The following is a 21,046-nucleotide window of genomic DNA, read 5'->3' as shown; positions in this document are numbered from 1 at the left end:
GTGGCGGGGGAGATGCTGGGGCGGTCCGCCGTCACCAGGCGACGGGCAGTTCGTAGAGGCCGTAGACGATCGCGTCGTCCTTGAACCGGAGTTCGTCGACCGGGGCGGCCAGGCGCAGGGTCGGCAGGCGGCGGAACAGCGTGGAGTAGACGACGTCCAGCTCCAGGCGGGCCAGGTTCTGCCCGATGCACTGATGGACGCCGTAACCGAAGGCCACATGGCTGCGTGCTTCGCGCCGTACGTCGAAGGTGTTGGCGTCGGGGAAGACGGACTCGTCGTGGTTGGCGGAGTTGTTCAGCGGCAGAATGCCCTCGCCGGCCCGGATGGTGACGCCGCCCAGGTCGATGTCTTCCAGGGCGACGCGCGCGGTGCCCGCGTCGGAGATCGAGAAGAAGCGCAGCAGCTCCTCGACCGCGCGGGGCATCAGCTCCGGCTGCTCGCGCACGGCGGCCAGCTGGTCGGGGTGTTCGAGGAACGCCAGGGTGCCCAGCGCGATCATGTTGGCGGTCGTCTCGTGGCCGGTGACCAGCATCAGCCGGGCCATGCTGACGATGTCGGAGTGCTCCACGGCCGGCTCGGCGCGGTTGAACTCGATCAGCCGGCTGATCATGTCGTCGCCCGGGTCGCTCTCCTTGGCGGTGACCAACCCGTCGACGTACTGGTCGAGTTCGTAGTGTGCGCGGCCGCGGTCCTCGTCGCTGATGTCGTGGTTCATGATCGCCCACGCCCACTCCTCGAACCGGGCGTGGTCCTGGTAGGGCACGCCGAGCAGTTCGCAGATCACCAGGGACGGCACCGGCAGCGCGAAGCCGGTCACCAGGTCCACCGGGCCCCGGCCGCCCTTGGCGATCAGCAGGTCCAGCTGGTGGTCCACGATCTCCTGCACCCGCTCGCGCAGCGCCCGCATCCGGCGCAGGCCGAACTCCGGGGCGAGCATGCGCCGCTGGACGGTGTGGTCCGGCGGGTCCATCGAGAGGAACGTCAGCGGCACCGCCTGCAGCATCTCTTCGGGCACCGGCACCTGCAGCGGATAGCCGGGAAGCTTCAGGTTGGCGCTCACGCGCGCGTCGCCGAGGATCTTCTTGTAGTCCTCGTGCCGGGTGACCAGCCAGGTGGGCTTGCCGTTCACCTTCAGCGCGGCGCGCGCGACCGGCTCGCTCTCGCGCATCGTGGCGTAGTCGTCGGGCGGGCTGAAGGGGCAGCCGCGCCGCATCGGGAACTCCGGAGGCGCGGCCTCGTGGGACGGGTCGGCAGGTGCAGTCATGATCCCTCTCGCGATGTCGGTAACAGGACACGTCGGCACCAGATTCAGCGGCCCAAAGCCGGCGTGCGGTGGGGCGTCGCGGCCGGTGCGCGGTGTGGCGCCGTCGGAGGCCCGAGGCCGGCGGAGGTGTGGCGCCGTCGGCCGTCCCCCGCACGCTAAGCAGCCGCGCCCCGCGCTCCACACCCCTAGCGGCCCCTGGTTCCACCGGCCCGCCGACGGCAGGTCACCGCGGCCCCGTCGAGCGTGATGTGGACGACACCCCCTAGGGGGTGTCCGGCGGATCATGCCGCGGTCGCGGGGTCTGGCACGCACATCTGCCGCGTTGTCGTCAGTTGTCAACGCTCCGCGTTGCCGCCCTCCTCCGCCTTGCAGCTGCACGCACCAGACCCCGCTCACCAGCACCGAACAGCGGGCGCCACCCGCACGCGACCTGATCCGCGGGACAGACCCTAGGGGCAGCTAGGGGTCCAGCGGCGTCGCGGCGCCGATTAGCGTCGATCACGAAACGGACTACCGCCGAGTGAGGTGATCACTGTGTCCCCGCAGCCCAGTGCGAAGGGCACCGTCCCGTTCGGTGAGTACCGAACCTGGTACCGCACGACCGGAGAACTCGGCGCGGGCCGCCCCGCCGTCGTCGCCGTGCACGGCGGACCCGGCAGTACGCACGACTACCTGCTGCCGCTGGCCCGCCTTGCCGAGCAGGGCTGGCCGGTCGTCCACTACGACCAGCTCGGCAACGGCGGCTCGACGCATCTGCCCGGCAAAGAGCCGGAGTTCTGGACGGTCGAGCTGTTCGCGGCCGAACTGGACAATCTCGTACGTCAGTTGGGCATCGCCGACAACTACGTCCTGTACGGCCAGTCCTGGGGCGGGCCGCTGTGCGCCACGCACGCCATGGGCCGCCCGCCGGGCCTGCGCGGCCTCGTCGTCGCCAACGCGCCCGCCTCGTACCCGATCTGGCTGGAGGAGATGGCGCGGCTGCGCTCCCAGCTGCCGCCGGGCGTGCAGGAGACGTTGCTGCGCCACGAGGCCGCCGGTACCTACGAGTCGCAGGAGTACCTGGCGGCGATGCGGGTCTTCTACGACCGTCACGTGTGCAGGATCCAGCCCTGGCCGCGCGACTTCCTCTCCTCCTTCATGGAGATCTACAACGACCCGACCGTCTACTACACGATGAACGGCCCCACCGAGTTCCACGTCATCGGGTCGCTCAAGGACTGGTCGGTCATCGACGGGCTCGACGCGATCCGGACGCCGACGCTGCTCATCAGCGGCCGCCACGACGAGGCCACCGAAGCGGTCGTGCAGCCCTACAAGGACCGCATCCCCGGCGCCCGCTGGGAGATCTTCGAGGAGTCCAGCCACCTGCCGCACCTGGAGGAGCCGGACCGGTTCCTCGACGTGATGACAGATTTCCTGAAGAGCCTGTGAAGGGAAACAGGGAACCCACCATGGCGTTCGACACCGCTCTCGTCTTTCCCGGCATGGGACCGGCCTCCTTCGCCGACGTCGGCCGGTTCATGGTCGTCAACCGGTACGCCAGGGAACTGGTCGCCGTCGCCGACGAGGCCCTCGGGTACTCGCTGGTCGACACCTTCCGGCAGGCCGAGGGCGACTACTCCGAGGCCGCGCAGGTCGCCTTCTTCGTGAACTGCCTGGCCAGCGCAGCCTGGGCGCGGGACCACCTCGGCGTCGAGCCCGACGTCATCGCGGGACCGAGCTTCGGCGAGAAGGCGGCCATCGCCTACTGCGGCGCCCTGCCGATGGCCGACGCCGTCCGCCTGACCGCGCAGATCGCCCGCTGCCTGGACGACTACTTCGCCCACGAGCACCGGGACATCGTGACCCTGTCCTTCGTGCGGACACCGCAGGAGCGGCTCGACGAGATCCGCGCGGAGCTCGACGAAGCGGGGGAGTGGCACGAGATCTCCTGCCACGTCGACGAGGGCTTCTACATGATCTCCCTCGCCGAACACCGGGTGGAGTGGCTGCAGGACCGGCTGCGCGCCATCGGCGGCCTGCCCCTGTACACGATGCGTCCGCCCATGCACGCCTCGGCGTTCGGCCCGCTGCGCGACAAGGCCGAGCGGGAAGTGCTCGGCGCCTACACCTTCGCCGACCCGAAGCTGCCCGTCGTCGCCGACCAGGACGGCACGCTCCTGAGGACCGGCGAAGAGCTGCGCACCATGCTGCTCGACAGTTTCGTCCGGCCGATGAACTGGCCGAGCGTGACCACGTCCCTGAAGGACCTGGGCGTGCGGCGGCTGTGCGTCGCGGGACCGGACAGCCTGTTCGGCCGCGTCCCCTGTACGACCGGAAACTTCGAGGTCGTCGCCGCGCATCCGCGCCTGGCCATGACCCCCCGGCGCGCCCCGCGCGCCGCCTGAACACCACCCGACCCGATGGAGGAGTCCTCATGTGGGACGACCAGTTCGAACAGTCAGTGCGCACCTTCCTGCCGTTCCTCGCGCCGCAGGAGCCGCTGGAGCCCGACGCGGAGCTGCGCGACCTCGGCCTCGACTCGCTGGGCATGGTGCAGCTCCTGGGCACCCTGGAGGAGACGTACCAGATACGGTTCCTCGACGGCGCGCTGACCCTGGAGACCTTCCGCAGCGCCCGCGTCCTGTGGGCGACCGTGGAAGGCATGCTCCAGCGCGCCGCGAGCTAGCCGGGCCGCCCCAGTGGATCCCACCTTGGACGGCACGCTGGCCGGACGCTTCCTGCGGGGCCTGGACCGCTCTCAGGACCGGCCCGCGCTGCGTGCCGACGGCGTCACCCTGACCTACCGCGAACTGCACGAGCGCGCCCTGCTCCTGGCCGGCTCCCTGCTGGCCGGGCTGCCTGAGGCGCGCCCCGCCGTCGGCGTGCTCGCCGGGAAGCACCCGACGGCGTACGTCGCGCTCCTGGCCGGCCTGTACAGCGGCGTCACCGTCGTCCCGCTGCAGCCCGCGTTCCCCGCGGCCCGCACCCGGCAGATGATCGACGCCGCCGGGGTCGGTGCGCTGCTCGCGGCCGACGACACCCTGGACGCGCTGGCCGCGCTGCGGGAGACCGGCGTGCAACTGCCCACGCTGTTCCCGCCGGGCGGCCAGCCGATGCCGGTCATCGCCGTCGATCCGGACAGCGCGCTCAAGACCCCCATGCCGACCCGGCCCACGGACCGCGCGTACGTCCTGTTCACCTCCGGCTCGACCGGCCGGCCCAAGGGCGTGCCGGTCACCCACGCCAACACCACGCACTACTTCCACCTGCTCGACGAGCGCTACGACTTCGGCCCCGACGACGTCTTCTCGCAGACCTTCGACCTCAACTTCGACTGCGGGATGTTCGACCTGTTCTGTGCCTGGGGCGCCGGAGCCGCACTCGTGGTGCCCCCGCAGCGGGCGTATCTGCGCATGCCGGAGTTCATGGCCGAACAGGGCCTGACTGTCTGGTTCTCCACGCCCAGCGCGATCACCCTGATCCGCCGCATGGGCGGCCTGGCACCCGGCGCGCTGCCGTCGCTGCGCTGGAGCTTCTTCGCCGGGGAGGCGCTGAGCTGCCAGGACGCCGAGGACTGGGCCGCCGCGGCGCCCGACTCGGTCATCGAGAACCTGTACGGGCCGACGGAACTGACCGTCACCGTCGCCGCCCACCGGTGGCAGCCGGTGCGCCACCTCAACGACATGGTGCCCATCGGCGCCGTGCACGAGGGCCACGAGGTGCTGCTCCTCGACGACTCGGGAGCCCCGGGCGCCACCGACGAGGGCGAACTGTGCATCGCAGGGCCCCAGCTCACGCCCGGCTACCTCGACCCTGCCGACGACGCGGGACGGTTCCTGGCCCACGACGGCCACCGCTTCTACCGCACCGGGGACCGTGTCCGGCGCGCCGACGACGGGAGTTGGCTCTACCTCGGCCGCACGGACGCACAGGTCCAGGTGCACGGCGTGCGCATGGAACTCGCCGAGGTGGACGCCGCCGTGCGCACCTGCGCGGGCGTACGCGACGCGGTCACCGTGGCGGTGCCGGTGGACGGGACGGTCGAACTGGCCGTCTTCCACACCGGCGAGCCGGTGCCGCCCGTCGGGCTCGCCCGTCATCTGCGCCAGCTCCTGCCGGCCGCGGTGGTGCCAAGGGCCTACCACCATCTGGACGCATTCCCCCTCAATTCCAACCGCAAGACCGACCGCAGGCAGCTCACCGAGCAGGCCGCGGCGGCCATGGCACGGGCCGGTACCGCCGCCCCCGCCGGACGCGGGACCACGGACGAAAGGCAGAACGGGGCGCAGTGAACCGTCAACGGACAACAGAAGCCCGCACGGACGCCGTCGTGCACGACCTCCTCGACGAGGCCACCGCGGCCACTCCCGACGGGGCGGCGGTCAGCGACCGCGAAGGGCGGTGGACCTACCGGGAACTCACCGCGTACAGCCACGCGGTGGACGCCTGGCTCGAGTCCCGCGGCGTCGGCCACGGCGACCGGGTTCTCGTCCAGGTGCCGAGCACCCGGGAACTGGTCGCGCTGGTCTACGGCACGTCCCGGCGCGGCGCGATACTCGTGCCCGTCCACACGGGCATGAAGGACTACCACCTGCGCGCGGTCACGGCCAACGCCGAACCCGTCCTCGTCATCGCCGACGACGACGACGCCAAGGAGCGGATCGCCGCCCTCGGCGGGGCCGCCCCCGTCCTGGCGCTCGACGAGGTGTGGCGGGACATCGCCGCCCTGCGCGACCGGGACGTCCGCTCCGGCGGCGCACAGGTCGGCCCCGACGACGTCGCCGTGCTGGTGTACACCTCCGGTTCCACCGCCGCCCCCAAGGCGGTCATCTGCTCCCACGGCCGGATGGTCTTCGCCTCCGAGGCCATCAACCTGGAACTCGACTACCGCCCCGACGACGTGGTGTTCTGCCGCTTCCCCATCTCCTGGGACTACGGCCTGTACAAGGTGCTGCTGACCGCGATCGGCCGCAGCGAACTGGTGCTCGCCGACGGCGAATCCGACCTCGTGCTGCTGCGCCGCATCCACGAGACCGGCGCCACGATCGTGCCGATCGTGCCGTCGCTCGCCACCATGATCTGTGCCCTCGCCGAGCGCGAGCCGCGCCGCGCGTCACGGGTGCGGATGTTCACCAACACCGGTGCCGCGCTGCCGAAGACCACCGCCGAGGGGCTGCGCGCCGCCTTCCCCGGCTCCGAAGTGGTCATCCAGTTCGGGCAGACGGAGTGCAAGCGCGTCTCCGTACTGCCGCCGCGGTTCAGGGACGCCAAGCCCGACTCGGTCGGCCGCCCACTGCCCGGCACTCAGTCCTTCGCCGTCGACGACGACGGAAACCGGCTGCCGCCGTTCGAGACCGGCGAACTCGTCGTCGAGGGCCCGCACGTGATGCCCGGCTACTGGCGCGCCCCCGAGCAGACCGCCCGCGCCTTCCGGCCCGCCCCGGGCGGTGGCCTGCGGCTGCACACCGGCGACTACGGCCACGTCGACGAGGACGGCTTCCTCTACTACGAGGGCCGCCGCGACGACATGTTCAAGCACAAGGGCGCCCGGATGAGCACCACCGAGATCGAGGCCGCCGCGACGGACGTGCCCGGCGTGCGCGCCGCCGCCGTCCTGCCGCCCGCCGACGGCCGTGCCCTCGCGGTGTTCGCCGAGGGCGACATCGACCCGCACGTCCTGCTGCGGGAGCTGTCGCTGCGCCTGGAACCGGCGAAGGTGCCGGGCCTTGCCCGGGTCGTCGACGAGCTGCCGCTGACCCTGCACGGCAAGCACGACCGCAAGCGGCTCGCCCACATCCTGGAAGGAACCCCGCAGTGACCGGCCCCACCGAGCTCGCCAAACGCTTCGGCACCCCGTCGTACGTCTACGATCTCGACCGCGTGGCGGCGGCACGGGCGGACCTCTTCGCCGCGCTGCCCGACGAGGTCGAACTGTTCTACGCCGCCAAGGCCAACCCCCACCCGGAGATCCTGCGGGAGATGCGCGCAGGGGACGGCCGGGTGTGCCGCGCCGAGATCAGCTCCACCGGCGAACTCGCCGCCGTGCTGCAGGCGGGATTCCGCGGCGCCGACGTGCTCTACACCGGCCCCGGCAAGACCGAGGAGGAGCTGGCCGAGGCGCTCACGGCGGGCGTCCGGCTGTTCTCGGTGGAGTCCACCGGCGACCTGCGGCGCATCGGCGAGAGCGCGGTACGTCTGGGCACCGTCGCCGACTGCCTGCTGCGCGTGAACAACGCCACCGGCGCCGCCGCCACCGGCATCCGGATGACCGGCGTCCCCTCGCAGTTCGGCTTCGACAGCGAGACCCTGCCCGCGCTCGCCGCCGAACTGCGCGACGTACCCGGCACCACCATCGCGGGCCTGCACTTCTTCCCGCTCAGCAACGCCAAGGACGAGGCGAGCCTGATCGCCGAGTTCCGGCACACCATCGCCACCGCGGCCGCGCTCCAGGACCAACTGGGCGTGCGGTTCCGCTTCGTCGACATCGGCGGCGGGTTCGCCGCGCCGTACGCGGTGCGGGGCGAGCGGCCCGTCTACGGCGAGCTGCGCGAGGCCCTGTCCGGCGCGCTCGACGAGCACTTCCCCGGCTGGCGCGAGGGCGCACCCCGCATCGCCTGCGAGTCGGGCCGCTACCTCGTCAGCGACAGCGGCACGCTGCTCGTCGGCGTCGTCAACGTCAAGGAGAGCCGCGGCCGACGCTTCCTCATCCTGGACGCCGGCATCAACACCTTCGGCGGCATGTCCGGCCTCGGCCGGATCCTGCCGGTGTCCGTCGAGCCGAACGAGACGTACGGGAACTCCGACACCGGCTCCGACGTCGTGCCCGCAGGTCTCGTCGGGCCGCTGTGCACCCCCGGCGACGTGCTCGGCCGCGATGTCGCCCTGCCCGACCTCGCCGCGGGGGACCTGCTGACCGTCCCGAACGCGGGCTCCTACGGACCCACGGCCAGCCTGCTGATGTTCCTCGGCAGGCCCGCGCCCGCGGAACTCGTCGTCCGCGGCGAGGAGTTGGTGTCCGTCTCCCGTATCGAGCACCTGCGTACCTACGAGCATGGACAGGCCCTGTGATGACCCTCCCCCTCAACCGTGACATCTCCGATGACACCTCCCGCGACGCCCCGGTGATCGTCGCCGGCGGGATCTCCGACTCGCACACCTGGAACCTCGTCTTCCTCCAGCTGCTCCTGGAGGAGCACGGCCAGCGCGTCGTCAACCTCGGCCCCTGCGTGCCGGAGGAGCTCCTCATCGCCGAGGCCCGCACCCACCGCCCGGCCCTCATCGTGGTCAGCAGCGTCAACGGCCACGGCTACCAGGACGGCATGCGTACCATCACCCGGCTGCGCGAGCAGCCCGAACTCGCCCGGATTCCGGCGGTCATCGGCGGCAAGCTCGGCATCGCGGGGGCCCGCAGCACCGAGGACCTGGCCGCCCTGCGCGCCGCCGGATACAACGAGGTGTTCGACGACAGCGCCGAGGGCATCACGGCCTTCCTGCGGATGCTCGAAGAACTGCCGCAGCGGGCCCTGGTGTGACCGGCGCAGGGTTCGGCGGCTTCGTCCGCCGGGCTCACGACGCCGGGCAGCTGGTGGTCCAGCCCCGGATGGGCATGAGCGAACCGGCCCGCATGCGGGCCGGCCTGCTCGCCACCCGGGACGCGGCGGCGACCACCGTCGGCACGCTGACCCTGGACAGCTACACCAGGGTCGGCGACCTGGAGTCGGCCGAACTGGCCCTCCTTGAAGGCGTGTCGCTCAACGGCTATCCCCTCGTCAGCCACACCGAGGACACCACGCGCCAGGTCCTCGACGGCATCCGGGGGCAGCACTTCCCCGTGCAGGTCCGGCACGGCTCCGCCGCGCCGCAGGACATCTTCCGGGCCCTCCTGGCGGTCGGCCTCGACGCCTCCGAGGGCGGTCCCGTCTCGTACTGCCTGCCCTACGGGCGCGTACCGCTGCGGGAGTCCATGGCCAACTGGTCCGCGTCCTGCGACATCCTCGCCTCGTTGCGCGAGACCGGGGCCGAGCCGCACCTGGAGACCTTCGGCGGCTGCGTCCTCGGCCAACTGTGCCCGCCCAGTCTGCTGGTGGCCGTCAGCGCCCTGGAAGCGCTGTTCTTCTACCGCCACGGCATCCGCAGTATTTCGGCCAGTTACGCCCAGCAGACCAACGCGCGACAGGACGCCGAAGCGGTGGCCGCATTGCGGAGTCTCTGCGGTGAACTGCTGCCGGACGCGGAATGGCATGTCGTCGTCTACGCCTACATGGGGCTCTATCCGGAAACCCCGCAAGGCGCGTACAGGCTGCTCGGGCAGGCCGCCGAACTCGCCGTCGCGAGCGGCTCGGAGCGGCTCATCGTGAAAACCGTCGCGGAATCCCGCCGCATTCCTGAGGTCGGCGAGAACGTCGCGGCCCTTGAATACGCGGCGTCGGTCGCCGCACGCACCGAACGCGCCCCGCGCCCCGGTACCGGATCCCAGACGTACGCGGAGGCGTCCGCACTGGTCAACGCCGTCCTGGAGATGGACGACGACCTCGGTCAGGCACTGCTCGGCGCGTTCGCCCTCGGGTATCTCGATGTTCCTTACTGCCTGCACCCGGACAACGCGGGACTCAGCAGAAGCTATATCGACGCGGACGGCCGCCTCGGCTGGTCGGACATCGGGCGGATGCCGCTGTCCGGTATCGCGGAGGTCCGCCCTTCGCGCGGTATCACGTCCAGTGGCCTTATCGCGTCGCTGTCCTACATTCGCCGTTCGTTCGACACGGAATCCGGTGCGGGGGCGGCGGACGGAATAGGGGTAGGGGCGTAAAAGGGGTACGGGCCTAGGGGTTCGTAAGGGTGTGGCCCTTTCGAGGCCGTCACTACGGTGAAGGAAAAGGCGTCGGTGGAAAGTGGAGATGCGTGCATGAACGGGTCCGGTTCCGACTCAGCGCTGGCGCGGCAGCTGGCCGCCGCAGCGCCGTCACAACACCGCAGGTTCGTCACCGACCTGGTGCACACCGCCGTGGTCGAGGCGATCGAGGCGGCCCGTTCGGACGCCGTCGGCACGCTTGATCCCACGCTTCCGTTCGCCGACCTCGGCCTCGACTCGCTGGCCGCGGTGGACCTGCACCGACGGCTGACCGAACGGACCGGCCTCGACCTGCCGGTGACCGTCGCCTATGACTGCCCGACGGCCGACGCCATGGCCGGACGGCTGCTCGCCGAGGCCCTGGGCGCGCCTGACGACGTCCCCCCGACGGTGTCCCGGGGCCCGGCCGACGAGCCGGTCGCCATCGTCGGCATCGGCTGCCGGTTCCCCGGTGGCGTCTCCTCGCCCGCCGACCTGTGGCGGCTGCTCACCGACGGCGGTGAGGTGCTCTCGGGCTTCCCCGACGACCGCGGCTGGGACCTCGCCGCGCTCTACGACGAGGACCCCGAGGTGCCGGGCAGCGCCTATGTGCGCGCCGGTGGATTCCTGGACACCGCGACCGAGTTCGACGCCGAGTTCTTCGGCATCAGCCCGCGCGAGGCGCTCGGCATGGACCCGCAGCAGCGCCTGATCCTGGAGACCTCCTGGCAGGCCCTGGAGGACGCCGGGATCGACCCCACCGCACTGCGCGGCACGGCGGCCGGCATGTTCTTCGGAGCCGAGGTCCAGGAGTACGGCCCGCGCCTGCACGAGGCACCCGACGGGCTCGACGCCTATCTGATGACCGGCAACGCCTCCAGCGTCATCTCCGGCCGCGTCGCCTACGTCCTGGGCGCCGAGGGCCCGGCGGTCACCGTCGACACCGCCTGCTCCGCGTCCCTGGTCTCCGTCCATCTGGCCTGCCGCTCGCTGCTGCAGGGCGAGTCGTCGCTGGCTCTGGCGGGCGGCGTCGCCGTGCTCGGCGGACCCGGGGTGTTCACCGCCTTCAGCCGCCAGCGGGGCCTCGCGCCCGACGGGCGGTGCAAGGCGTTCTCCGCGGACGCCGACGGCACCGGATTCGCCGAGGGCGTCGGCGTGCTGGTTCTCGAACGGCTCTCCGACGCGCGGCGCAACGGGCACCGGGTGCTCGCCGTCGTCCGCGGCTCCGCCATCAACCAGGACGGTGCGAGCAACGGTCTCACCGCCCCGAGCGGCATGTCTCAACAGCGCCTGATCCGGCGGGCGTTGGCCGATGCGGGGCTGACCGCAGCCGATGTCGACGTGGTCGACGGGCACGGTACGGGCACGCGGCTCGGCGACCCCATCGAGGCCACCGCGCTGCTCGCCACGTACGGACAGGGGCGCGAGCCCGGGGCGCCGCTGCTGCTCGGCTCGGTCAAGTCCAATCTGGGGCACACCCAGGCCGCCGCGGGTGTCGCGGGCATGATCAAGATGATCCTGGCCATGGAGCACGGGGAGATACCCAAGACCCTCCACGTGGGCGAGCCGAGTCCGCACGTCGACTGGGCCTCCGGCGCGGTCGAGCTGGTCACCGAGGCCAGGCCGTGGCCGCAGACGGGTGCGCCGCGCCGGGCGGGGGTGTCCTCGTTCGGAGTCAGCGGGACGAACGCGCACGTCGTTCTCGAACTGCCGGTGCCGGACGGCGAGGTGGCGGAACCCGGGGACGGGAGAGGGGACGAGGGCCCGGGGCGTGCGTCGGGCGGAGCCGCGCACCACGCGCCGGACGGCACCTCGCACCACACCCGCGGCATCCACCCCTTCGTCCTGTCCGCCCGTGGCGAGGGCGCGCTGCGGGACCGGGCCGCCGACGTGCTGGCCCTCGTGGACGCGGCGGACGCGGCCGACACAGCGGACTCCTCGGACGCCGTGGACAGCGGCGCGGTCGACCTCGCCCACTCCCTCGCCACCACCCGCGCCGCCCTGACCGACCGCGCCGTCCTCGTCGCCGGTGACCGAGGCGAGCTGCGGGACGCGCTCGCCGCCCTCGCCGACGGCACCGGGCCCGTCACCGCCGCCACGGGCGGCGCCCTCGGGTTCCTGTTCACCGGACAGGGCAGTCAGCGCAACGCCATGGGCAAGGAACTCGCCGAGACCCACCCGGTGTTCGCCGACGCGCTGTACGCCGCCTGCGGCCACCTGGACCTCCAGCTCGAACTGCCGCTCGCCGACGTGCTGTTCGCGGAGCCCGGCTCGCCCGAGGCGGAGCTGCTGCACCGTACCGAGTACGCGCAGCCCGCCCTGTTCGCCGTCGAAGTGGCCCTCTACCGCCTCCTGGAGAGCTGGGGCCTGACGCCCGACTACCTGGCGGGGCACTCCATCGGGGAGATCGCCGCCGCGCACGTCGCCGGAGTGCTCACCCTCCAGGACGCCGCGATCCTGGTCGCCGCACGCGGGCGTCTCATGCAGCGGCTTCCGGCGGGCGGCGCCATGATGGCCGTACGCGCCACCGAGGCCGATGTGCTGCCGCTGCTCACCGAACGCACCGGCATCGCCGCGGTCAACGGCCCCGTCTCCGTGGTGATTTCGGGTGACGAGACCGACGTCGAACGCATCGCGGGTGAACTCGCCGCGCGCGGCCACGACACCAAGCGCCTGCGTGTCAGTCACGCCTTCCACTCGCCTCTGATGGAACCGATGCTGGCCGAGTTCCGCCGCGTCGCCCATGTCCTGGACTACGCCGAGCCCGCCCTGCCCGTGATGTCCACCGTCACCGGTGACCTGGTCACCTCCGAACTGTGCGACCCCGAGTACTGGGTGCGGCACGTCCTGGCGCAGGTGCGCTTCCACGACGCCGTGCGCCGGCTCGCCGACGAGGGCGTGCGTACGTTTCTGGAGATCGGCCCCGACGCGGTGCTCTCGGCGATGGGCCCGGACTGCACCGACACTCCCGCCACCGCCTTCCTGCCGGTGCTGCGCCGCGACCGCGCCGAGACCCGCGAGGCCATGACCGCGCTCGCGGTCGCGCACGCACGGGGCGTGCCCGTCGACTGGGAGCGGCACTTCAAGGGGCTCGGCGCACGCCGCATACCCCTGCCGACCTACCCCTTCCAGCGCCGCAGGTTCTGGCTGGAGCAGGGCACGGCCGCCGGGGCCGGAGGGCTCGGTCAACTTCCCGCGGGGCACCCGCTGCTGGCCGCGGTCGTCGCCGTCGGGGCCGAGGGCGTCGTCCTCACCGGACGACTGTCCACCCGCACTCACCCCTGGCTCGCCGACCACGTCATCTCCGGCCGCGCGCTGTTCCCCGGCACCGCCTTCGTCGAACTCGCCCTGCGCGCGGGAGACCACGTGGGCGTGGGCACCCTGCGGGAGCTGACGCTCGGCGCGCCCCTGGTCCTCGCCGCCGACGCGGGCGTCGCCATCCAGGTCGCCGTCGCGGAGCCCGACGCGTCAGGACGACGCTCCGTCACCGTGCACTCCCGGCCCGACGGCGACGACGCCGCGCCCTGGACCCGCCACGCCACCGGCGTGCTGACCGCCACCGCCGCGGCGCCCGGAACCACGCCCACGGACCTGACCGTCTGGCCGCCCCAGGGCGCCCAACCCCTCGACGTCACCGGCGTCTACGCGGACCTCGCCGACCAGGGCTACGGCTACGGTCCCGCCTTCCAGGGCCTGCGTGCCGTCTGGAAGCACGGCGCCGACGTCTACGCCGAGGTGGCCCTGCCCGAGGCGGCCGCGGCCGAGGCCGGCGCGTTCGGCCTGCACCCCGCGCTCCTCGACGCCGCGCTGCACGCCGCCGACCTCGACGCCGAACCGGACGCCGACGTCCTGGTGCCGTTCGCCTGGACCGACGTCACCCTGCACGCGACCGGCGCGGCCGCCGTCCGCGTGAAGATCACCCGCACCGCGGGCTCCACCCTCGCGCTGCACCTCGCCGACGCCACCGGCGCACCCGTCGCCGACATCGGGGGACTGACCTCCCTGCCCGTGCCGGACAGCGACGTGCTCTACACGGTGGGGTGGGTGCCGTGCCCCCGTCCCGCGGCCACCGCGCCCCCGCGTATCGCCGTCCTGGACGGCGGCCCCGAAAGCCTGCCCGACGGAGCGGCCCCGGACGCCGCCGTCCACCGTGTGCCCGCCGTCCCGAGCCGGTCCGCGCGGGACGCCCGCGACGCCACCGTGGAGGTCCTGAGGCTGCTGCGGACCTGGCAGCGCGACGAACGTCTCGCCGCCACCCGGCTCGTCCTCGTCACCTCGCCCGACAGTCCCGGGCACGCCGCCGTACGCGGCCTGGTCCGCTCCGCGCAGGCCGAGAACCCCGGCCGGTACGTCCTGGTGGCGCACGACGCCCTGCCCGCCGACGCCGACCTGCACGCCGCCCTCGCCACCGGCGAACCCGAACTGGCGGTGACGGACGGCCGGTTGACCGTGCCCCGGCTGAACGCCCTGCCTGCCGTGACCGCGACCGCGGCGGCCGACGCCGCGACCGAATGGGGCACCGTCCTGATCACCGGCGGCACCGGTGGCCTCGGCGGTCTGTTGGCCCGGCACCTGGTCCGCGCACACGGCGTGCGCCGCCTCGTGCTCGTCGGCCGCCGGGGCTCCGCACCCGCCCTGGAAGCCGAACTCGCCGAACTCGGCGCCGAAGTGACCGTCGCCGCCTGCGACATCGGCGACCGGGACGCGGTGCGCCGCCTCCTCGCGGACCACCCCGTCGACTCCGTCGTGCACGCGGCGGGCACGGTGCGCGACGGCATCGTCGACGGACTGACCGACGAGATGGTCGACGAGGTCTTCCACGCCAAGGCCGACGGCGCCTGGCACCTGCACGAGCTGACCCACGGCCACGACCTGCGCCACTTCGTGCTGTTCTCCTCGCTCGCCGCCGTCCTCGACGGCGCGGGCCAGGGCAACTACGCCGCCGCCAACGCCTACGTGGACGCCCTCGCCGAACACCGCGCCTCCCTCGGCCTGCCCGCCACCGCCCTCGCCTGGGGCCTGTGGGCCACCGACACCGGCATGGGCGCCGCACTCGACGACGCCACCCTGGACCGCATCGCCGGGTACGGCCTGCCGGGCCTGAGCGCCGAACGCTCGCTGGAGCTGTTCGACGCGGCCGTACGTTCCCCCGGGTCCCGTATCGTCCCCGTCGAGGTCGACGCCGCCGCCGTGCGCCGCCGCCCCGACGCGATACCTCCGCTGCTCAGCGCCGTCGTGCGGCCCCTCGCCCGACGGGCCACGGCCGCCACGGCCGCCGAAGGAGCAGTCGCGGGCGGGGCGTTCGCCGCCCTGCCGGTCGCCGAACGCGGCCGCGCACTCCTGGAGTTGGTGCGCGGCGAGGTGGCGTCCGTGCTGCGGCACGACGGCGCGTCCGCCATCGACCCGGCCCGCGCGTTCACTGAGATCGGCTTCGACTCGCTGGCCGCCGTGGAGCTGCGCAACCGCCTCAACACCGCCACAGGACTGCAGCTGCCCGCCACGCTCGTCTTCGACTACCCGACCTCCCAGGCGCTCGCCGACCACATCCGCGACGCGCTCTTCGGGGCGGCACCGCAGGCCCCGGCACCGGCCGCCGTGGGCCGCGCGGCGGCCGACGACGACCCGATCGTCATCGTCGGCATGAGCTGCCGCTACCCCGGCGGCGTGCGCTCGCCCGAGGACCTGTGGCGCCTGGTGGCCGACGGTGTCGACGGCGTCTCCGAGTTCCCCGCCGACCGCGGCTGGGACACCGACGCGCTGTACGACCCGGAGCCGGGCACCCCTGGACGTACGTACACCCGAGAGGGCGCCTTCCTGTACGACGCGGCCGAGTTCGACGCCGACTTCTTCGGCATCAGCCCGCGCGAGGCCGTCGCGATGGACCCGCAGCAGCGGCTGCTCCTCGAAGTGTCGTGGGAGGCGCTGGAGCGGGCCGCCATCGACCCGGCCGCCATCCGCGGCTCCCGCACCGGGGTCTTCGCCGGAGTCATGTACCACGACTACGGCACCTGGCTCACCGAAGTGCCCGACGACGTCGCCGCCTACCTCGGCAACGGCAACCTCGGCAGCGTGGTCTCCGGGCGCGTCGCCTACGCCCTGGGCCTGGAGGGCCCGGCCGTCACCGTCGACACCGCCTGCTCCTCCTCGCTCGTCACCCTGCACCTGGCCGCCCAGGCGCTGCGGCAGGGCGAGTGCGAACTCGCCCTGGTCGGCGGCGTCACCGTGATGTCGACGCCGGACACCTTCGTGGACTTCGCCCGCCAGCGGGGCCTCGCCGCCGACGGCCGCTGCAAGTCGTTCGCCGCGGCGGCCGACGGCACCGGCTGGGGCGAGGGCGTGGGCATGCTCGTCGTCGAGCGGCTCTCCGACGCCCGCCGCAACGGTCACCGGGTGCTCGCCGTGGTCCGCGGCTCCGCGATCAACTCCGACGGTGCGTCCAACGGCCTCACCGCCCCCAACGGGCCCTCCCAACAGCGCGTGATCCGCGCCGCGTTGGCGGGAGCCGGGCTGACCACCGCCGATGTCGACGCCGTCGAGGCGCACGGTACCGGCACCACCCTCGGCGACCCCATCGAGGCCCAGGCCCTGCTCGCCACCTACGGCCAGGAGCGGCCGGAGGGGCGGCCGCTGTGGCTGGGGTCCATCAAGTCCAACATCGGTCACACCCAGGCCGCCGCCGGTGTCGCGGGCATCATCAAGATGGTCATGGCGATGCGCAACGCCACGCTGCCGCGCACGCTGCACGTCGACGCGCCCTCCGATCAGGTGGACTGGACGGCCGGTGCGGTGGAGCTGCTCACCGAGGCCCGTCCGTGGGAGGCGGGGGACCGGCCGCGCCGCGCGGCCGTCTCCTCGTTCGGCATCAGCGGCACCAACGCCCATGTCGTCATCGAGGAGTTCGCCGAGCCGGAGGCCGAGTCCACAGAACCCGCGCAGGTCCCGCCGTCGAAGACCCCGGCCGTGGTCGCCCTGCCGCTCTCCGCCCGCTCGCCCGAGGCCCTGCGCGGTCAGGCCGAGCGGCTGCGGGAGCTGACCGGCGCCGCACCCGCCGACCTCGGCCTCGCCCTGGCCACCACGCGCGGCACCCACCCGCACCGGGCCGTCGTCGTGGCCGCGGACGCCGACGAGACCGCCACCGCCCTCGCGGCCCTCGCACACGGCACGCGGGCACCCGGCCACCTCGTCACCGGTTCCGTCACCGAGGGCGGCCTGGCGTTCCTGTTCTCCGGGCAGGGCGCGCAGCGCACCGGCATGGGCCGCGACTGGTACGACACGTATCCGGTGTACGCCGAGCACTTCGACCGGACGGCCGCGCTCTTCGACAAGCACTTCGAACTGCCGCTCGCCGAGGTCGTGTTCGGCGACGACGCGAAGACGCTGGAGCGGACCGCGTACACCCAGGCCGCCCTCTTCACCACCCAGGTCGCCCTCTACCGGCTCCTCGAGTCCTTCGGGGCGCGCCCCGACTGGCTGGCGGGCCACTCGATCGGCGAGTTCGCCGCCGCGCACGTCGCGGGAGTGTGGTCCCTGCAGGACGCGGTGACCGCCGTCGCCGCCCGTGGCCGCCTCATGCAGGCACTGCCCGAGGGCGGCGCGATGATCGCCGTTCCTGCCGCCGAGGACGAGGTGCTGCCGCTCCTCGACGCCCGCATGAGCATCGCCGCCGTCAACGGCCCCCGCGCCGTCGTCGTCTCCGGCGACGAGGACGCCGTCACGGAACTCGCCGCCGGATTCACCGGAACGCGTCGGCTGCATGTCTCGCACGCATTCCACTCGCCCCGCATGGACCCCATGCTGGAGGAGTTCCGGCAGGTCATGGCCGGCATCACGGCCGCCGAACCGAGCGTGCCGATCGTCTCGACCCGCACCGGTGCCGTCGCCGCACCCGGTGAACTCGCCTCCGCCGACTACTGGGTGCGGCACGTGCGGGACACGGTCCGCTTCGCCGACGCCGTCACCACGCTGGCCGCCCAAGGTGCCGACACCTTCCTGGAGCTCGGCCCGGCGGCCGTGCTCAGCGCCATGGGTCCTGACTGCGTCGACGGTACGGCCGAGGAGGGCGCGGACGTCGCTTTCGTGCCTGCCGCCCGCAAGGACGTCGCCCAGGTGCCCGGGCTGCTCGCCGCCCTCGGCGTGATCCACACCCGGGGCGCGGACATCAACTGGGCCGCCCTGTACGACGGTTACGAGGGCCGCCGTACGGAACTTCCCACGTACGCCTTCCAGCGCCGCCACTTCTGGCTCGACGCTCCCGTCGCCAAGGGCGATGCCGCAGGCCATGGACTCACGCCTGTGGACCACCCGTTGGTCAGCGCCAGGATCGAGGCAGCCGGCACCGACGGCGTCCTGCTCACCGGCCGGATCTCCACCGCCACCCATCCGGTGCTCGCCGAGCACGCCGTGCTCGGCACGGTGCTGCTGCCGGGCACCGCGCTGGTCGATCTCGCCCTGCACGCCGGAGACTGCGTCGGCCTGCCCGCCCTGGACGAACTGACCCTCCAGGCACCCCTCGTGCTGCCCGAGGACATCGCCGTACGCATCCAGGTCGCCGCCCGGACCGACGGCACCGTCGAGATCCACTCGCGGCCGGAGAACGCCCCCGCCGACGAGGGCTGGACCCGCAACGCCACCGGCACCCTCACCGCCGCCGCGCAGGAGCCGCGCCCGTTCGGCACCTGGCCCCCGCCCGGCGCGACCCCGGTCGACGTCGCGGGCCTCTACCCCCGCATGCACACCGAGGGCTATGACTACGGACCCGTCTTCCGCGGCGTACGCACGGCATGGCGGCAGGGTGACACGCTGTTCGCCGAGCTCGAACTGCCGGGTGAAGCACGGCAGGACGCCGCGCGCTACGGCCTGCACCCGGCGCTCCTGGACTCGGCCCTGCACGTGACCTCCCTCCTGGAGGACACCGCTGACGGCGCGCGCGAGGCCGCGTCCGGCATCGCCCTGCCGTTCGCCTGGACCGGCGTCACCCTGCACGCCCAGGGCGCCCGCGCCGCCCGCGTCCGCGTCACCCCCGGCGCCGAAGGCACCCGCATCGAGCTGGCGGACGAGGAGGGCCGTCTCCTCGCCACCGTCGCGTCGTTCGTCACCCGCACGGTCACGCCCGACCGGCTCACCCGTGAACAACGCCCCCTGTACGCCGTCGAGCCCGTGCCGCTGCCCGAGGCGGCGGGGCGGCCCGACCGCCGCACCTGGGCGGTGCTCGGCGACGAAGGCCTCGGCCTCGACGCCCCCGTCCACGCCGACCTCGCCGCACTCGGCGACACCGTGCCCGACGCGGTCGTCCTGCCGGTGCGGGCACCCGAAGCCGACGGCGAGGCCGTGCCGGACGCCGTGCGCGCCGCCCTGCGCGCCGCCCTGGAACCCGTCCAACAGTGGCTGGCCGACGAGCGGTTCGCCGACTCGGTCCTCCTGGTGCTCACCGGCGACACCCTCGCCGACGCCCCCGTCCGCGGCCTGATCCGCGCCGCGCAGTCGGAGGACCCCGGCAGGATCGTCCTCGTCGGACCGACGGACGGCGAACCCCTGGACCGCGCCGCACTGGCCGCCGTCCTCGACTCCGGGGAACCCGAGGTGACCTGGCACGACGGCAAGGCCTGCGCGCCCCGGCTGACCCGTGCCGAGACCGGCGCACCGGGCGAGCCCGCCGACTGGGGCACCGTCCTGGTCACCGGCGGCACCGGAGGACTCGGCGCCCTCGTGGCCCGGCACCTCGCCACCCGCCACGGCGTCACCCGCCTCGTCCTGGCGAGCCGCAGCGGCCCACGGGCGGCCGGAGCCGATGCGCTGCGCGAAGAGCTGGCCGCACTCGGTGCCCGCGCCGAACTCGTCGCCTGCGACGCCGGAGACCGGGACGCGCTCGCCGCACTGCTCGACGCGCACCCCGTCGACAGCGTCGTGCACACCGCGGGCGTCCTGGCCGACGCCACGGTCGGCGCGCTCACACCGGAGCGGATCGAGACGGTCCTTCGGCCCAAGGCCGACGCCGCCTGGCATCTGCACGAGCTGACCCGCGAGCGGTCACTGCGCCACTTCGTGCTGTTCTCCTCGGCCGCGGGCACCCTCGACGCATCGGGCCAGGGCAACTACGCCGCGGCCAACGTCTTCCTCGACGCCCTCGCCGAACACCGCGCCGCGCACGGGCTGCCCGCCACCTCCCTCGCCTGGGGCCTGTGGTCCGGCGCGGGCGGCATGGGCGGCCGCCTCGACGAGGCCGACCTGCAGCGCATCGAACGCTCCGGCATCGGCGCGCTCGACCCCGCCGAGGCCCTCGACCTGTTCGACGACGCCGTCGCGGGCGGCCTGGCGACGCTCGTGCCGGTCCGCATCGACAGCGGCGCGCTGCGCCGCCGCGGCGAGGATGTCCCCGCCGTACTGCGCGCCCTGGCCGGTGTCACCGCCCGCGCCCCGCACGCCGACCGGACCCGCACCCTGGCCGAGCGCCTGGCCGACCTGCCGGGCGCCGACCACGAGCACACCGTGCTCGACCTGGTCCGCACCGAGGTCGCCGCCGTGCTCGGACACGCGGGCGCCTCCGCCGTCGAACCCCGGCGCGCCTTCACCGAGTTGGGCTTCGACTCGCTCGCCGCCGTCGAGCTGCGCAACCGGCTCGGCGCGGCCACCGGCCTCCGGCTGCCCTCCACCCTCATCTTCGACTACGCCACCCCGAAGGACCTGGCCGGATACCTGCTCGAACGGGTCCGCCCCGCCGAGCCCGAGGCCGTCACCGCACCGGATGCCGACGACGACCAGGTGCGCGAACTGCTCGCCGCCATCCCCGTCACCCGCATCCGCGCGGCAGGGCTGCTCGACAGCCTGCTGAAACTCTCCGAGCCCGCCGCCCCGGCACCCACGAGCACCGAGGAGCGCAGCCTGGACATCAAGTCCATGGCGGTCGCCGACCTCGTGCGCGCGGCGCTCGACAACAGCACCGCCCCGTGACGACCCCGCGCCACGACACCCCG

General features: G+C 73.2%; 10 protein-coding genes. 9 read left to right on the top strand and 1 reads right to left on the bottom strand.

What is annotated here, in order from left to right:
* Nucleotides 1-31: 31 nt before the first annotated feature.
* Nucleotides 32-1,264, bottom strand: coding sequence for a cytochrome P450 (locus ACFWZ2_RS28860; RefSeq protein WP_384550528.1), 1,233 nt, complete (start codon nt 1,262-1,264; stop codon nt 32-34).
* A gap of 534 nt (nt 1,265-1,798) precedes the next feature.
* Between ACFWZ2_RS28860 and ACFWZ2_RS28855 the strand changes: the two genes are divergently transcribed.
* The 9 genes from ACFWZ2_RS28855 to ACFWZ2_RS28815 all read left to right on the top strand — a co-directional run bounded on the left by ACFWZ2_RS28855 (nt 1,799) and on the right by ACFWZ2_RS28815 (nt 21,023).
* The gene (locus ACFWZ2_RS28855) at nt 1,799-2,695 is read left to right on the top strand and encodes a proline iminopeptidase-family hydrolase (RefSeq protein WP_384550552.1); all 897 of its coding nucleotides are present in this window, start codon (nt 1,799-1,801) and stop codon (nt 2,693-2,695) included.
* A gap of 20 nt (nt 2,696-2,715) precedes the next feature.
* Nucleotides 2,716-3,651 carry an ACP S-malonyltransferase gene (locus tag ACFWZ2_RS28850; RefSeq protein ID WP_384550526.1) on the top strand — a complete coding sequence of 312 codons (936 nt, stop codon included), beginning with the start codon at nt 2,716-2,718 and terminating at the stop codon, nt 3,649-3,651.
* 29 nt (nt 3,652-3,680) lie between these two features.
* Nucleotides 3,681-3,932, top strand: a complete 252-nt coding sequence (locus ACFWZ2_RS28845; RefSeq protein WP_384550524.1) for a phosphopantetheine-binding protein — start codon at nt 3,681-3,683, stop codon at nt 3,930-3,932.
* 25 nt (nt 3,933-3,957) lie between these two features.
* Nucleotides 3,958-5,538 carry an amino acid adenylation domain-containing protein gene (locus tag ACFWZ2_RS28840; RefSeq protein ID WP_384550523.1) on the top strand — a complete coding sequence of 527 codons (1,581 nt, stop codon included), beginning with the start codon at nt 3,958-3,960 and terminating at the stop codon, nt 5,536-5,538.
* Complete coding sequence (locus ACFWZ2_RS28835; protein ID WP_384550521.1) at nt 5,535-7,064, top strand: AMP-binding protein; 1,530 nt, start codon at nt 5,535-5,537, stop codon at nt 7,062-7,064. Before ACFWZ2_RS28840 ends, ACFWZ2_RS28835 begins: the two co-directional genes overlap by 4 nt.
* Complete coding sequence (locus tag ACFWZ2_RS28830; protein WP_384550519.1) at nt 7,061-8,314, top strand: type III PLP-dependent enzyme; 1,254 nt, start codon at nt 7,061-7,063, stop codon at nt 8,312-8,314. Before ACFWZ2_RS28835 ends, ACFWZ2_RS28830 begins: the two co-directional genes overlap by 4 nt.
* The gene (locus tag ACFWZ2_RS28825) at nt 8,314-8,778 is read left to right on the top strand and encodes a cobalamin B12-binding domain-containing protein (protein WP_384550517.1); all 465 of its coding nucleotides are present in this window, start codon (nt 8,314-8,316) and stop codon (nt 8,776-8,778) included. The genes ACFWZ2_RS28830 and ACFWZ2_RS28825 overlap by 1 nt, the downstream gene beginning before the upstream one ends.
* Nucleotides 8,775-10,055, top strand: a complete 1,281-nt coding sequence (locus tag ACFWZ2_RS28820) for a methylaspartate mutase (RefSeq protein ID WP_384550515.1) — start codon at nt 8,775-8,777, stop codon at nt 10,053-10,055. The genes ACFWZ2_RS28825 and ACFWZ2_RS28820 overlap by 4 nt, the downstream gene beginning before the upstream one ends.
* Nucleotides 10,056-10,151: 96 nt before the next feature.
* On the top strand, nt 10,152-21,023 hold the full coding sequence (locus ACFWZ2_RS28815; protein ID WP_384550513.1) for an SDR family NAD(P)-dependent oxidoreductase: 10,872 nt from the start codon (nt 10,152-10,154) through the stop codon (nt 21,021-21,023).
* Nucleotides 21,024-21,046: the final 23 nt, after the last annotated feature.

The sequence above is a fragment of the Streptomyces sp. NPDC059002 genome (assembly GCF_042740435.1).
Taxonomy (GTDB): Bacteria; Actinomycetota; Actinomycetes; order Streptomycetales; family Streptomycetaceae; genus Streptomyces.
The sequence above is the reverse complement of the archived record's forward strand: the minus strand, read 5'-3'. Positions and strand labels throughout refer to the sequence as shown.